The sequence below is a fragment of the Gilvimarinus polysaccharolyticus genome (assembly GCF_001187555.1).
Taxonomy (GTDB): domain Bacteria; phylum Pseudomonadota; class Gammaproteobacteria; order Pseudomonadales; family Cellvibrionaceae; genus Gilvimarinus; species Gilvimarinus polysaccharolyticus.
On record NZ_LFIJ01000001.1, the window covers coordinates 541,851 to 556,929 of the forward strand.

The 15,079-nt window shown below is 50.6% G+C and carries 8 protein-coding genes; 2 read left to right on the forward strand and 6 right to left on the reverse strand.

What is annotated here, in order from left to right:
* Positions 1 to 291 precede the first annotated feature (291 nt).
* Complete coding sequence (locus GILYN3_RS02205; protein WP_198147263.1) at positions 292 to 1,671, reverse strand: alpha/beta hydrolase family protein; 1,380 nt, start codon at positions 1,669 to 1,671, stop codon at positions 292 to 294.
* A gap of 101 nt (positions 1,672 to 1,772) precedes the next feature.
* On the reverse strand, positions 1,773 to 2,279 hold the full coding sequence (locus GILYN3_RS02210; protein WP_049721333.1) for a hypothetical protein: 507 nt from the start codon (positions 2,277 to 2,279) through the stop codon (positions 1,773 to 1,775).
* 565 nt (positions 2,280 to 2,844) lie between these two features.
* On the opposite strand from GILYN3_RS02210, the gene GILYN3_RS02215 reads away from it, so the two are divergent.
* Both GILYN3_RS02215 and GILYN3_RS02220 read left to right on the forward strand, forming a co-directional pair.
* Positions 2,845 to 8,691, forward strand: coding sequence for an MBG domain-containing protein (locus GILYN3_RS02215; RefSeq protein ID WP_049721334.1), 5,847 nt, complete (start codon positions 2,845 to 2,847; stop codon positions 8,689 to 8,691).
* Positions 8,692 to 8,789: 98 nt separating this feature from the next.
* On the forward strand, positions 8,790 to 10,451 hold the full coding sequence (locus GILYN3_RS02220) for a ShlB/FhaC/HecB family hemolysin secretion/activation protein (RefSeq protein ID WP_049721335.1): 1,662 nt from the start codon (positions 8,790 to 8,792) through the stop codon (positions 10,449 to 10,451).
* A gap of 235 nt (positions 10,452 to 10,686) precedes the next feature.
* Here the strand turns inward: GILYN3_RS02220 and GILYN3_RS02225 are convergent, their stop codons facing one another.
* The 4 genes from GILYN3_RS02225 to GILYN3_RS02240 all read right to left on the reverse strand — a co-directional run bounded on the left by GILYN3_RS02225 (position 10,687) and on the right by GILYN3_RS02240 (position 14,941).
* Complete coding sequence (locus GILYN3_RS02225) at positions 10,687 to 12,114, reverse strand: Fic family protein (protein WP_157484836.1); 1,428 nt, start codon at positions 12,112 to 12,114, stop codon at positions 10,687 to 10,689.
* Positions 12,115 to 12,118: 4 nt separating this feature from the next.
* Positions 12,119 to 13,375: a RuBisCO large subunit C-terminal-like domain-containing protein gene (locus tag GILYN3_RS02230; RefSeq protein ID WP_049721337.1), complete on the reverse strand. Its 1,257-nt coding sequence runs from the start codon at positions 13,373 to 13,375 to the stop codon at positions 12,119 to 12,121.
* The gene (locus GILYN3_RS02235; protein ID WP_049721338.1) at positions 13,372 to 14,043 is read right to left on the reverse strand and encodes an IspD/TarI family cytidylyltransferase; all 672 of its coding nucleotides are present in this window, start codon (positions 14,041 to 14,043) and stop codon (positions 13,372 to 13,374) included. The genes GILYN3_RS02230 and GILYN3_RS02235 overlap by 4 nt, the downstream gene beginning before the upstream one ends.
* A gap of 352 nt (positions 14,044 to 14,395) precedes the next feature.
* A complete protein-coding gene (locus GILYN3_RS02240) occupies positions 14,396 to 14,941 on the reverse strand; it encodes a gluconokinase (protein WP_084005053.1) in 546 nt (181 codons plus the stop codon).
* Positions 14,942 to 15,079: the final 138 nt, after the last annotated feature.

Consider the following 15,079-nt stretch of genomic DNA (forward strand, 5'->3'; position numbering starts at 1 on the left):
TAGTGCTTAAGTCGGTCATAACTTTTTATTATCGCAAGGTTATTATGCGAGTCTGAAGGGTTATGGCCGCTCAACTACCCACTTCGTTGTCACAATGGCTAAGCGGTTCGACACCGGCTAAAAACCAAGCGCTTGCGCAGGTTAAGCTCCTCTTGCCTCCCCCATTGTTGAATAATTTATCTTGTTAGGCTCAATTTTTACGCTGCGGTTTTTATTGTGGCACACAGCTGCATGTGTTTGTTAGGCGAGCGGACTGTATGGCTGTAGTGAATTCGCTCGCCTTATTTCCCGCTAGTTGGCGTTGCTGGGTAAGTGCTGGTTTAGAAAGCTGTCCATGGCTTTAAACGTTGCGACTCGGTTATCTTCATTAGACAGATAGTGGTCTTCGTTTTCTAATACGACATAGGTGACAGGCTTGTCGAGACTTTTGAGTGCCTGGTGCATGCGTTCGCTGTGCTTGATGGGTACTTGACGGTCGGCGTCGCCGTGCACTAACAGTACGGGCACCTTGATTTTATCTGCGTGGTTAACCGGCGAGATATCTTTTAATTGCCCCCCAAGCTTACCTATTTGTTTATCCGCAATGTTGTACTTTGTTCGGAAGTCGCGGTTATCTCGAACTAAGTCAAATACATCGCTCACCCCGGCAACGCTGAGCGCACAGTGGTAAAAGTCGGGAGTTTTAACTACGCCCATCAGTGCGGCATAACCGCCGTAACTGGCACCTGCAAGGCAAATCTTATCGGGATCGGCAATGCCGTCTTTAATCAGTTTTAGTGCGCCGTCCTGGATGTCATCTTGCATTTCTTTACCCCACTTTTGTAGGCCAGCGTTACGGTGTGCAAAGCCTTCGCCAGTTGATCCACGAAAGTTCATTTGCAAAACAGCGTAACCTTTGTTGGCAAAAAACTGAGACCAATAGTCGAATGCATTACTGTCGCGGGCCTGCGGGCCGCCGTGGGGGAATATAATGGTGGGGAGTTTTTTGGGTTTTTGGCCTTTGGGTAAGGTCAGCTTAGCCTCAATGGCAAGGCCGTCGCGAGCGCTATAAGGGTAATTTTGCACGCTGCTTAGCGTCTCTGGTGGCAAGCTACGATAGCGGTATTCTAACGCCGTTAGTTTGGCCGGGTTGCGCTGCCCTAAATAATAAGTCCCCGATTCTGTAGCGCCGGTGGTATAGAGCAAGTAATGATTTTTATCGTCGGTTAGATCGTAAATATAATTTTGGGTGTTGGGCATTAGCTTATTAATGCTTTTTTGTAGCAGGTTAAGTTTATCCGAGAAATAAACAGAGCCTTGATTTGATGTTGAGTTAATGCCAATAACCTCATAGCTGTTCGGGTCGTAAATCAGCGAGCCTGTCACATCGTAATTAGGGTCAGAATAAACCAGATTTTTTTCCAGCTTTGGGTCTTTTAAATCGACCTTGAAAATCGCAAGGCGGTCATCGTAAGCGGCGCGCAGATAAACAATGTCAGGGTCTTTGCCAAAACCGATGACAGAGGTTTGTTCTTTGGATAGTGGTGTGTAGGGCCAAAGTTCACGCCATTTTTTTGTGTTTAAGTCATAAATCCTGCTGGTTAACGTGCCGTCATTAAGGTGCAACCCAACACGGACTCGGTGTTGCAGGTCGGTACTCCAACTCAGAATACTAGATTCTGAATTTTGCACTGCTACGACGCGTTGATTGCGGATGTTAACCTTATAAATCACGTTGTGTGGGCCGCCAGAAAAGCCGGGCATTGCCATCAGTAGATGGTCTGGATCCTCGGTTAGCAAGTCGACGATCTGGTCTTGAGCGGTAGGTAAACTTGAAAGTCGTCGAGGAACGTGTGCTTAAACGGCCGGGTAACTTCTCCAGTTTCGGTGTTAATAATAAGCAGTCGAGTTTCTCGTGTGTCACCGCGCACTTGTGCCCATCCAATCCATGTGTCGCGCTGTGCTGGGTAGAAGGTGTGTACCAAGAGTGTATTGTTGTCCTTCCAGTGGATTTTATAAATAAAATATTTGCTGTTGTCGGTATACAGGTGAAATTTTTTCTCCTGAGTTTCAAGGTTGGTTACCTGAACCGCAATACCTTTTTGATCTTGAGTTTTTATGCGTACTAGTGCGGCAAGCTTTTTGCCGTTGGGTGTTAGGGTTAGCTCGCCTGCATCAGGCAGTTGGGCAAAATTTTCGATGCTAAGGTTGGCCGCGGCACTGTAGGCACTCAAGATAAACGATAACGCTATAAGCGTGTTAATAAATAGATGGGGCAGGGCTCTTGCTGGGGTGGGCATACGTCATCCTTGTTTATTGTTGTCTTTCAGACTAGAAGGTTTCTCTGGTGTCCGTATTCTCACGAAACTGATGTGAAAGTTCAAGTTATGGGTCTTCCGGTTCAATCCGTGAGGGTTAAGCGTATGTTAGATGGTCGAGTTAGACGTTAAGCCAGCCCTTGGTGTGTTGTGGCCAGAACACAAAGTCAACCCGGTCTCGCCCTAACTGGTCGGTATATGCGTGAACAAGTAGTAAGTGAATATTTGTGGCTATGTTGTAACAGTGCCGGGCCATTACCTTTATTGGCTTTGGCTGTTTTTTTGGGTAAGGCGGAGCTAATGTATTTACTTAGTGCCGCCTAGGTCATGCTGCCACCTTTAAGCTTCGCGTTAATTGCATCAGGAAATGACGAAGCTGGTGTTTGTGATTTGTTTCCTTGATTTTTATTGTATTTTTTTTAGGCATTTTCAGGTAATAAGCTATCTCATAGCCCAGTAAATTGCGATAATGGTAAGTTAGCGCAAGCCAGTAATGCTTGATTTGATCTGTTGTCGGCCTACAACCGGCACAACCAAGGAATCCGTGATGTCAGCTAAGCCAAAATCCACTCATCAATGTGTTTGTCCTCCCTATCGATCGCGTGCTTTGGCACTTACCATCGCTCTTATCAGCGGCGCAGCTTATGCTGGGCCTAATGGCGGCGTGGTAATTGATGGCGATGCCAATATTGATATTCGCGGCAAGCTCACCGATATCCTACAAAACACCCAAAACACCACCATCGTTTGGGACAACTTTGATATTAACATTGATGAAATCGTTAATTTCATTCAGCCCAACGACACCTCCATCGCCCTTAACCGCGTGTTTAGCGCCGATGGTACGCAAATCAACGGCCAGCTTAACGCCAACGGCCGCGTGTTTGTCATGGACGCCAACGGCGTTTTGTTTGGGCAGAGTGCTAGCGTCAACGTCGGCTCATTGGTGGCCTCTACGTTGGATGTGTCGCATACCGACTACACCAACTTTACCTTTAGCGGCAACGGCGCTCCGGCCTCGGTATTAAACCTAGGCGCAATCACCGCCGCCGACACCGGTGCGGTAGCACTATTGGGTGGGCAGGTAAGCAACCGCGGTGTGATTCAGGCCAAGCTCGGCAACGTAGCGCTCGCAGCGGGTAACCAAATCACTCTCGACTTTGCCGGCGACGGCTTGCTGAATGTACAGGTGGACGAAGCCGCGCTTAACGCCCTGGCCGAAAACCACGGCCTGATACAAACCCCCGGCGGCCAAGTATTAATGACCGCCCATGCCAGTGATGCGTTGCTGCAAACCGTGGTCAACAACACAGGTGTAATAGAAGCGCAAAGTCTGCAAGCGCAAGATGGCAAAATTATGTTGCTTGGTGGTTTCAACGGCGGCACGGTTAATGTCAGCGGCACGCTCGATGCCTCTGCCCCTAACAGCGGTAATGGCGGTTTTATAGAAACCTCTGGCGCGGTGGTGCAAGTAACCGCTAATGCCAACATCGATGCCTCCAGCGCCAACGGCAGCGCCGGCACCTGGTTGCTCGACCCAACAGATTTGGACATCAGCTACGACGAAATGGGCGCAGACGATGGCGTCAGCCACGTTCATACCCAAGCCCTGCAAAACTCACTGGCCGGTAGCAATGTCATATTACAAACCGCCGATGCTGGCGCCGGTAATGGCGATATCACCATTGCTGACCCTATTATTTGGGCCAGCGCCAATACTTTAACGCTAGATGCTGATGGTGGCATTGTCTTTAATGATTATGTTCAGGCACCCAACGGCGGCCTAAATCTTACCGCATTGGCCGACATTACTAGCGGCGCTGAGGGCCACATTAATGTGGCGGCCTTCACCTTAGAATCCGGTAACTTTAGCCAAATCATGGCGACCCTGCCGACGTTTATGGCTGACGACTTCACTCTAAACGGCGGCACCTTTACCCGTGCCACAGGTGGTAATGGCACCGGGTCACCACTACAAATTACCGATATTTTTGGCCTGCAAGGATTGGCAACTACCCTAAACCTTAGTGCAACCTTACAAAACGACATAGACGCTTCAGATACCGCGGGCTGGAACAGCGGGGCGGGTTTCGATCCTATTGGCAATTCCAGTATTCCCTACAGTGCCACATTTGATGGTGCTGGCTTTGTCATCGACGGCCTAACCATTAACCGTCCAGCAGAGAATTTTGTTGCTCTATTTGGTCACACGAGCTCAACGGCCTCCATCAGCAGGCTGGGTGTTACTGAGGGTCAAATTACAGGTGATTACTATGTGGGCGGCTTGGTCGCTAGAAACCGTGGTGACGTTAGCCTAAGTTACACAACCGGTACGGTGATTGGGGATACGGATGTTGGTGGATTAGTCGGTAATAACACCAATGGATCCGTGGATCAAAGCTACTCGACCAGCGCCGTTACTGGTGATGAAAGCGTTGCTGGCTTGGTCGGCAACAATGCCATGGCTACCGTGACGCAAAGCTATGCCAGCGGCTTGGTGACAGGCGGCTTCATCGCTATTGGCGGTTTGGTGGGCTATAACTTCAACGGGACGGTTAATAATAGCTACTGGGACAGCTTTACCACCAATCAACCTGGTGTTGGGGTTCCAGGTGCGGGTAGTATCTTTAACGCCACGGCCGTTAACGGCGATTGGTCCGGAGCGACGGATGCTTACGACCAAGCCAGCTATGAAGTAGTCGGTCAAGAATTTGATTTTGCCAATACCTGGTTTATCGCCGAGGGCAGCTCGCGCCCGATGCTGCGTGCCTTTTTAGACGGCGGCAATATCTCTAACTTGTATCAGTTACAAGGCATGGCGGCTGATTTAACCGGCAGCTACATTTTACTTAACGATATCGATGCATCGGCCACCGCTTCAACCGACAACGCGGATGTTTGGGGCGGGCGCGGTTTTGCGCCGGTGGGTCATATAACTCCCGGTGGCGCTTTTACCGGCGAGCTAGACGGCCAAGGTTTTCAGATTGGAGGTTTGACCATTAATCGGCCTGCACTCACTGGCGTTGGTCTTTTTGGTGTTGCAACTGGCGCGACTTTTTCGGACCTGAGCTTGACCGGTATTAATATTGTTGGCGATGTATATGTCGGGGGGGTAGTGGGGCAAGATGGTCTATCTTCAATCTCCGATGTTGATGTTGCCGGTGATGTCGCGGGTGGGAGTGGTGTTGGAGGCCTGATTGGTGGGTCTAATACCTCCTCTATAGTGGGGAGTTATTCTGACGTTAATGTGGCAGGTGTAGCGTCAAGCGGTGGATTAGTAGGCCTCGCTGATGGACTTACTGTAAATACTAGTTATGCAGTGGGCGAGGTTAGTGGGGAAACGTACTCTGGCGGTTTGGTAGGCGTATTGCGCGCGGCGGGCTCTATTACTGATTCATTTGCCACAGGGGCTGTAGAGGCAACTACTAACTATGCGGGTGGCTTAGTTGGTCACCTAGAAAACGCTACAATAGTAACCTCTTGGGCCAGTGGCGAGGTTGCCACAGCTGGGGCTAGCAGTGGTGGCTTGGTGGCTCGGGACAATGGCGGCAATACTTATACTAATAACTACTGGGACTCTTTCACCACTGCGCAAGCCGATGCTACCGGTGCGGGTGGAGTGGTTGCCGGTATAACCGCGGTTACCGGTGATTGGTCGGTTGCAGAAACCGCCTACAGCGCTGGCAGCTACACAGGCTTTGATTTTGGCAACGCATGGTTTATCGCCGAGGGCCACTCTCGCCCAATGCTGCGTGCTTTTTTAAGTGGCGGTGGCGAAATACATAATCTCTACGACTTGCAAGGCATGGCCGCTGATTTAGCAGGTAGCTACACCTTAATGACCGATATCGACGCCTCGGCCACTGCCTCTACCGATAACGCCGATGTTTGGGGTGGGTTGGGCTTTGCTCCGGTAGGCAATTCGGTTGAATTTAGCGGTGATTTTGACGGCAATAACCACGTTATTAGCAATCTAACCATCAACCGTCCCGAGGCCGGTTATGTTGGTCTGTTTGGACGCACCAATGGCGCTATTATCTCCGATGTTGGGCTCACCCAAGTGAATATTGTTGGCACTAACACCGTTGGGGCGTTAGTGGGCATGAGCCTTAATGGTTCTATCTCGGAGGTGTTTAGTTCTGGGCAGGTAACTGGTGAGAATACTGTTGGCGGCTTGGCTGGCTTGAATGATTCGTCCGTTTCTAATAGTTATTCTGTGGCCCAAGTGAATGGAGATGATAATGTTGGCGGGTTAGTAGGTACAAATAACTTTATTGGTAGTATCTCGCAAAGCTATGCGACAGGTGTGGTCACTGGCACTAGTTCAGTCGGTGGGTTAGTCGGTCATAACGAAAATAGTGTTGTTAACAGTTTTTGGAACGTCGATACCACTGGCGTCGGCATAGGGTCCGGCCCGACAGCGGGGGCCGCCGGCCTCACTACTACCGAATTTACTAACCTAGCAAACTTCACCAGCTGGGGCGCAGACATAGACGCCGAAGGCGGTACAGGTTCTGTATGGCGTATTTACGAAGGCCAATCTACTCCGTTATTGCGCTCATTCCTAACCGAAATCGATGTGATCGCCTATGACGATTACAAAGTCTACGACGGCGTCGCCTACGATGGCCTGCACGACATTAACGCCACCACCGGCGCGGGCGTGCGCTACGGCAACAGCTACGCCGAGTTTGTGGCAGCCTTTGGCGAAAATGGCACACCGTACGGATCGGACGACATTAACAGCGCCGATTTAGAATACACCGGCGACTCGCAAGGCGCGATTGACGCCGGCACCTACGATATTACCCCCAGCGAGTTGTGGTCCAACCAAAGCGGTTACGACATTGTGATGAACGACGGTGTGCTCACCATCGATCAAGCCGTGGTCAGCGTTACCGTGAAGATCAACAACGCCAGTAAAGAGTACGGCGAAGCCGACCCCACCTTTAGCTGGGGAGTCACCTCGGGCTCTCTGGGTGCCGGCGACCGCTTAACCGGTCGTTTATCGCGCGCACCCGGTGAAAACGTGGGCAACTACGCCATTACCGGCAACGTCACCGGCGATTTAGCCAGCGGCAACTACGACGTCACCCTGATTAACGGCGTGTTTACCATTACCCCGCGCGCCATTACCGTCAACATTGCCGACCTAGACAAAATCTATGGCGACGACGACCCAAGCTTTAGCTGGAGCATTACCGGTGGCAGCTTGGCTGCTGGCGAAACCTTAAACGGCACCTTAACCCGCGTACCCGGCGAGAACGTTGGCGACTACGTGATTACCGGTGCGTTAGAGGGCGACTTGGCCAGCAGCAACTACACCGTCACCGTTGATGATGGCGTGTTGAGCATTGCCCCACGGCCACTGGTGATCAGCGCTGACGACTTTGCCAAAATCTATGGCCAAGACGACCCAGAGCTTACCTGGAGCCAAGGCGGCAGCGTGGTCGAGGGCGACACCCTAACCGTGAGCCTAAGCCGCAGCGAAGGCCAAAACGTGGGTTACTACACCATCACCCCAGAAGTAACCGGTGATGTCCTCAGCGACAACTACGCGCTTAGTATTAACAACGGCGCGCTGCAAATCACTCCCGCCGCACTGATGGTGACCGCCAACGACATCGAGACCTACTGGAACCTGCTGCCACCGTTTAGCGCCACCTTAGACGGCCTAACCAACGGCGACACCGAGCAAGACGTGTTTGGTAACTCGCTGACCGTGACATCCGACTTAAGCTTGCCGATACCGGGTGCATACACCTTAACGCCGATGGCAACACTGGCCAGCAGCAACTACACCGTTAGCTTTAACGACGGCGTGTTAAACCTGCTCAGCTCTAACCCCGGCGGTGGCTACGGCGATGGCTTAACCAGTACCCAACTGCCTGCACGGGAAGCACTGGGTCGCCAAGATCGCGCCAACCTCTTTGAAGGCCGCGATTTGCTGACCGGTGAGCTGGACGACATATCGCTTGGCGTATACCAAGACGGCGTGCGTGTGCCGGCGGCGGTTCTGGCCGAGTTTGGTCTACCTATGCCGCGCGCGGTGTTGTTTGCCAACAACAGCGATACCGTCGAGCCCGAATACGTAGAGATGCTGGAAAAATTTGTGGCTAAGCTCGCGCAATATCCCGAGTTTAACCTCTTAGTAGAAGGCCACACCTCGCACACCGGTCCGCGCTTGCTCAACGAAAAGCTCGCCCGTAAACGCGCTATGGCGGTGTACAACATACTGGTCGAGTTGGGTGTAGAGCCTGCGCGACTGGGTACCAAAGGCTTTAGCTGGACGCGCCCGATTGCCGACAACAGCACCCTAGAGGGGCAAGCGTTAAACCGTCGTACCGAGATCACGCCGGATAAGCCCAGCGCCGATCAAGACGCCAGCGAGTAACACCACAACCGACAAGCGGCGCCGCGCCATAAACCGTAGGGCGCCGCTTAACCCCGTATTTAACCGCGTATAAAACGCGATGGAGAGGAACGCGTAACATGAAGTTACCCCTTATATTGAAGCTAACGCCGCTGGCCGTGTTAATCCCCCACCTGGTGTTTGCCCAAGCCGTACCCAATGCCGGTACCTTTATTCGGCAGCTAGAAAACGAGCCCGGCGTACAGGCCGAGCCCAACAACGCCGATATCAGCCTGCCGCAACAACAAGCCCAACCCGCGCCCGCCGAAGGCGGCCCCAGCGTCTTGGTCAATGCCTTTGAAGTGACCGGCGCCGAGATCTTTACCGCCGATGAGCTCACCGCATTAGTGGCCGACCTTGCCGGTAAAACCCTCACCTTGGGTGAACTGCAAGAAGCCAGCAACCGCATTACCCGCTACTACCGCGAGCGCGGCTTCTTTTTAACGCGCGCCTACTTGCCGCAACAAGATGTAAACGACGGCGTTGTCACCATCGACGTGCTTGAAGGTCGGTTGGGTAAAGTCGCCTTAAACAACGACGCCCATACCCGCGACTTCGTGCTCAAGCGTCCGTTCCGCGCATTAAACGCCAACCAAATGCTCAGCGCCTCCGACCTAGAAACCCCGCTGCTGCGCTTGTCGGACTTGCCTGGCATAGATGTCACCACCACCCTCGTACCCGGTGAAGAAGTTGGCACCAGTGACCTGCAAGTGGATGTTAGCCAAGGCCCATGGGTCAACGGCACCGTCGAGCTCGACAATTACGGCAACGAATCCACCGGTGAATACCGCCTAGGCGCCAGCGTGCAAGTCAACAGCCCATTAGGCTTAGGCGACCGCTTTGATCTGAGAGCCCTTGGCTCCGATGAAGAACAAGTGTTCTTCCGCGCCCAATACCAACTGCCCGTTGGCCCTTGGGCCACCGAGCTGGGTGTGGCTTACTCCGACATGGACTACACCTTGGGCGGCAACTTTGACGAGCTAGACGCCACCGGTAATGCGCGCATTACCACCGCGTTTGTAAAACAATCGTTAATCCGTACCCGCAGCGCCAACCTAAACGTGCAGCTGCAGTACGACAGCAAAGAGCTCGAAGACAAAATTGGTGCCTTTGCCAGCCACAGCGACAAAGACTCTGAGCTGTACACCCTAAGCATCAATGGCGATTGGCGCGACCAGTGGTTGGGTGGTGGTATCACCCAAGCCTCGCTGGCCTATACCAAAGGCGAGCTAAACATCAACAGCTACCTCGACCAAGTCATCGACACCGTGACCGCACAAACCGCGGGTGACTTTGAGCGCTGGACCCCCTCGCTGATGCGTTTGCAAAACCTCGGCGGTAACTGGAGCCTACACGCGCAAATCCACGGCCAGTTTGCCGATAAAAACCTCGACTCGTCCGAGAAATTTAGCCTAGGCGGCGCCTACGGTGTACGCGCTTACGCCCAAGGCGAAGCCAGCGGCGATGAAGGCTACCTGGCCAACGTCGAAGTGCGCTACGACCTAAACAGCCAGTGGCAAGCGTTTGCACTGCTCGATCACGGTCAAGTCGACATCAACAAAAGCCCGTGGGACGCCAGCGTCGACAACAGCCGCAGCTTAACGGGAGCGGGTATTGGGGCGCGTTACAACAACCGCGCGTGGAGCGCCAGCGCCACAGCCGCCGCACCTATCGGCAGTGAAGATATCCACGGCGATGACGACGATGTGCGTTTGTTTGCGCGGGTAGCGTGGAAGTTTTAAGTTGAGCTAAAGTGATACAGTTAAGGCGGGCGAAGTATTTCGTCAGTCTTAACTGATTAATTGTTAAAAGCAGATGCGGTGATAAAAACTGTTCATAGCTTTAAGTATTGTAGCAACATGATTTTTGAGCGATAAGCTTTGTTTGATGAGGTTCGTTTAATCAGTGTATGACGGTCAATCTCGCCGTGCTTACCTGAGAACTATTCCGCCCCTTTAAAGCCAGCTGTGCTACCGCTCAACCCTCGATTAAATTGATCTCGGCACAAAATTCTATAGCGAGCTTTTGTCCTTTTCTTAATGTATCTATTAGAGTTTTTGGAGTCTTGTCTGGGGCTGTACGGAACTCATTCATGGCGGTGCCCAGCTGCCCCAGAATACCTAAATCTCTATTAAGCAGTATTGGTTGCAGGCCTGCGGCTTCCAGCTCTCTGTTAAGTAGGATAAGTGCAACGCGGCCATTACCGTCTGAAAATGGATGTATATCCCCGATTGCCATAAGTATCAGGATTGCTCGAGGCAAGCCTGTTTTTACTTGAGGGTAGATTTGTGCAAAGAATACTTGCAGAGTATTTACCACTTGAATCGGTAACGGTCGCACAAAAGATTTACTGGCGGCTGTTTGATTTTGAAAAAATTTAAATTGTCCCGGATGGAACCTCGTAAGGTTCTTGGTGGCAAGAGCATGCAGCTCTCTTATTCCGGTTTCGGCTTGGAGTGCAGAGTCTAGGCTAAATGTTTGTGATCTCGCATGATCAATGCTTGAGATCATATTTGAAGTCTCGGTATAGCGATGATCGTCTGTCGTATTGTTGAGAACCTCATCTCTTAGGCGCACATAGTCTGCTGCCGAGTCGACTAAAGGAATCATAAAAAACGCTTCGTACTCTGCCCAACGACTAGTCAGGGGGATAATCGGTGTTAGTGTGTGCTCGCTAGATTCCAGCACTTGAGCGTATGATTTTAAGCGATCTAATGCTTTTAGGTCGATGCCCTGTAGCTCGGGTGAGCTGCTTGATGTGGTAGCTGCCAGAGTGTTGCTGTTTGGCTTTTGAAGAAACTCGCTAATGCCGGTTTGATAGCGAAGGTATTCACTGGCTAGTATTTTGAGCGATGAGATTTCTTCTAGCTCCTCAGGGTTGGCTGAATCGCTGGAGATTTTAGTTAAAATATTTAATGCTTCTTCGGGTTTCTTCAGGCTTAACTTTGTTTTAGTTAATAAAAGGTGTGCGGCGGTGAGCTTGGGGTCAATGGCAATTGATTTTTTCAGTAAGGTTTCAGCCTCTTGATTCTTGGTTAACAAAATTAGGCTTCTTGCCATTCGGTATAAGCTGCCTGCATTGACGTCTAGTTGCAGTGCTTTTTGGAAGTAGCCAACAGATTCTTGATGGCGACCACTTTCTAGCAAGGCATCCCCCCATATTTGATAGGCTTGGGGGAGTCTTGCATTAATCGTTAGTGCGTGTTTTGAATACTCGATAGCTTGTGCATGCCATTGCATTTGATTGGCAGACTCGGCCAAGTTTATCCAGCCTTCAATTCTTAACGGTTTTACTTGGGTGGCATTTTTAAAGTAATTGTAGGCTGTCTTTATTCGTTTTTGTTGAAAGGCGACTAACCCTTTGTGCATCGTTTTTAACCAGTTTTGCTCTGCGTGAGTTGACATAATATTATTCACTTTGAGCCGATGTGCGAAAGCAGCGTGCTGCGTACTCTAATCCTTTTGGATGCTCATCAAGCCAAGTGGCGGCTATGATCATAAAATCAGATGAGCCCATATCATCTTTATATTGAGCTAGCTCGGATGGGATTTTTCCACCTTGGATAATAGGGAGGGTTGGTTTGCAGGTGCCTAGCGAATTTTTACAGGCATCAATAAAGTTTTTATTCTGTTGTTGGTCTTGAAAGCGAGTGGCAATTGGGCCTGGGGCAACGGTTAAGTCCGCTCCGGCGAGTCTATGCAGTGTCGCCATTGCACTGTCTGTTGCTCCCCATTGCGAAGATCGAGTAATAACATCGCCGCAAGTATTGTGAGCAAGAATCATCATGTCAGAGCGACGCCGAACCTCAGAGATAAATGAGATTCCTTGAGCGTATGAGCTCACCAGAACACCGTCAACGCCAGCGGCTTGGGCTTGTTCCAGCATGGGGAGGGCTGCCTCTAGGTCATCAATAATATTGGCAAAGTACAATTTCTTTTCGCCCGTGGCGTCTTCTACTCGTTTTTTCATTGCGACCATGCGTTGTACCCGGTCTGCAAACGGTGAGGCTGCACTATTGTATGTAAGCTCGTCATCTTTAATAACGTCAAAGCCACCGGTAAGCACTTGCTCGTTCATTTTTAGCATGCTGTCAGTGCTGAGGCCATTAGCGGGACGCATAGAACGGCAAAATATTGGGCGGTCGGAGAATTCTAGCTTTGATTGAATGCCGTCGATTCCATAGCGTGGCCCAGAGAGTTTTTGGGTTATCGTCGAGGGGAATTTTAAGTCGGTAAGGATGGCACTGCTGAGAAATCCGAGGCGATGAACTTCCCCTAAAACATTGTTCCAAATTCGTGTGAGACGAGCGTTAAATACGTGTACTGGGTAAGCGATAATAATGCGATAAGCTTTACTGTTGCCTTCTGCTTGTGTGTTGCCGTAGACGCTGGTATTAAGAAAGTAAAGTGAAGCGATCTTGCTCATATTTATGGGGGCAGGCTCAACAGAGACTACTTTAGCGCAAAACGTTGTAATGTCTTTTGCAATATCGAAGCTGGCAAGAGAGGTGGCACAGACACTTTGCTCTTTCGCTATACCATAAGCGGCTTGCTCGCCGTCTAAAGGAGTCGCTATGACATAAGTGGCAAAAAGATAATCATCGACATTACCGTTGCTCCAAGTAAATAGGTGGTTGTCTGCTGTATTTAAGTTCTCAGAGCTCATGCGGGTAGATATCCTAATTTTGGTGCGATGACTTTTTCGGCGATATCCCAATCCAATGGCGAGGTGATTTTGATGTTTTCAGCCTCCCCTCGAACGGCATAAAGTGATTGCCCGGCACTCATTACTAATTGAGCGGTCGATTGAAAGCTTTCGGCTTTAGGTTGTTGCAACGCTTGTGCTAGTACTGAGTAGCTAAATGCCTGAGGGGCTTGAAATATTCCCACTTCGGAATGATGCCAAAAATGTGTCACGTGGTTATTGTTAATTTTTCCAATAGGTACAACCGGATCGACAAAGGCACCCGCGGCTTTGTGCTTTTCAGCGGCGGTTAAAACCTCTTCGCAAAGGGCTTGAGAGGCAAAGGGTCGAGCGGCATCTTGCAGCAGTATGGTTTGTGCATTACACGAATCAAACAGTTTGTTAATGGTGTGGTGGCGAGAGTTTCCGCCAGTGATGATCAAGCAATTAGGTAATAGGCCGGCGGCGATAGCTTGGTAACCTTCAGGCACGGCAATCACAACAATATCGACAATCGGTTCTAGGGTATGAGCAACCCATTCAATCAAGGTTCGATCGGCTAGTTTTAAAAAACCTTTTGGCCCTTTATTTAAGCGCGTGCCAAAACCGGCAGCAGGAATTATTGCTGCACGAGATACAGGTATGGCCATATAGGATCCTTAAGGTATAGAGGTTTTGACGCTTAAATCCGCACAATGGCGAGAGTAGTGCATCTGACCTTTGGGGGCAAGTTGTTCTCTTTGCTTAATTTGGACACTCTATTTTCATCATCAGAGGCTTTGATTGGAAATATAATGGATGGCCAGGCTGGTCATTTTTGAGGTTTAGGTAAGAGTGCTTATAACTCTCGCCGCCGGTTTATGGCTCAGCCTGCAAAATGAGCTGTCGTAGCTAATGAGCAGGCTGTTAGGGCAGAGAGTTTCGATGTGGCCATCCTTACCGTTAAGCTCATTGAGTTATAGCGGGGCATCGGCACTGAGAGCAGTGGCCAATATACTGCTCTCAGTGATCGTCAGATTTACCGAGTGTAAGTTCACGCTCTGCGTGGGTAATGCAATGGGCGATTACCTGATCTAGCGGTGGTGTAATAGAGACTTCTATTACCTCTGGTTCATCGACTGGCGACTGCATGCTCGCCAATTGACTGTCCAGTAAACTGCTGGGCATAAAATGATTTTCACGACTGCTCATCCTTTCTGCGATGGTGGTTTTGTCGCCTGTGAGGTAAAAGAACAGTCGCTGAAAGGGCAGTTGTCGCAATAGTTGTCGATGATCACTGCGTAGACCAGAAAAAGCTAAGGTACAGCTGGTTCCCGAGTTGGCACATTGACGTAAATAAGTACTAATGTTGTGCACCCAAGGTACACGTATAGCATCGGTTAAGGGGGTACCACTGGCCATCATAGCTTTTGCTTCGTCGCTATGAAAATCGTCGGCATCGAGATAGCGGTAATTAAAGTGTTGCGCAAGAGCCTCGGCAACAGAGGATTTCCCTGTACCTGAAACCCCCATAACAATTAACAATTTAGCGTGTTCAGCACTTGCCATGATGGCCTCATTTGACGTCGTTATGCCAGCGCAAGCCAGAAGCGATGCGGTGTGTCACCTGCTGCTCGTTACTCGGTGACAAGTGTGCCTTATGATAGCGCAAACATTCGCCACTGTGCTACCATGCGCGATCGAGAA

Excerpts from the sequence above, each read along its gene's own strand:
- GILYN3_RS02210 (WP_049721333.1), bottom strand. The coding sequence starts at position 2,279 with ATGCCCACCCCAGCAAGAGCCCTGCCCCATCTATTTATTAACACGCTT.
- GILYN3_RS02215 (WP_049721334.1), top strand. The coding sequence starts at position 2,845 with ATGTCAGCTAAGCCAAAATCCACTCATCAATGTGTTTGTCCTCCCTAT.
- GILYN3_RS02220 (WP_049721335.1), top strand. The coding sequence starts at position 8,790 with ATGAAGTTACCCCTTATATTGAAGCTAACGCCGCTGGCCGTGTTAATC.
- GILYN3_RS02225 (WP_157484836.1), bottom strand. The coding sequence starts at position 12,114 with ATGTCAACTCACGCAGAGCAAAACTGGTTAAAAACGATGCACAAAGGG.
- GILYN3_RS02230 (WP_049721337.1), bottom strand. The coding sequence starts at position 13,375 with ATGAGCTCTGAGAACTTAAATACAGCAGACAACCACCTATTTACTTGG.
- GILYN3_RS02235 (WP_049721338.1), bottom strand. The coding sequence starts at position 14,043 with ATGGCCATACCTGTATCTCGTGCAGCAATAATTCCTGCTGCCGGTTTT.
- GILYN3_RS02240 (WP_084005053.1), bottom strand. The coding sequence starts at position 14,941 with ATGGCAAGTGCTGAACACGCTAAATTGTTAATTGTTATGGGGGTTTCA.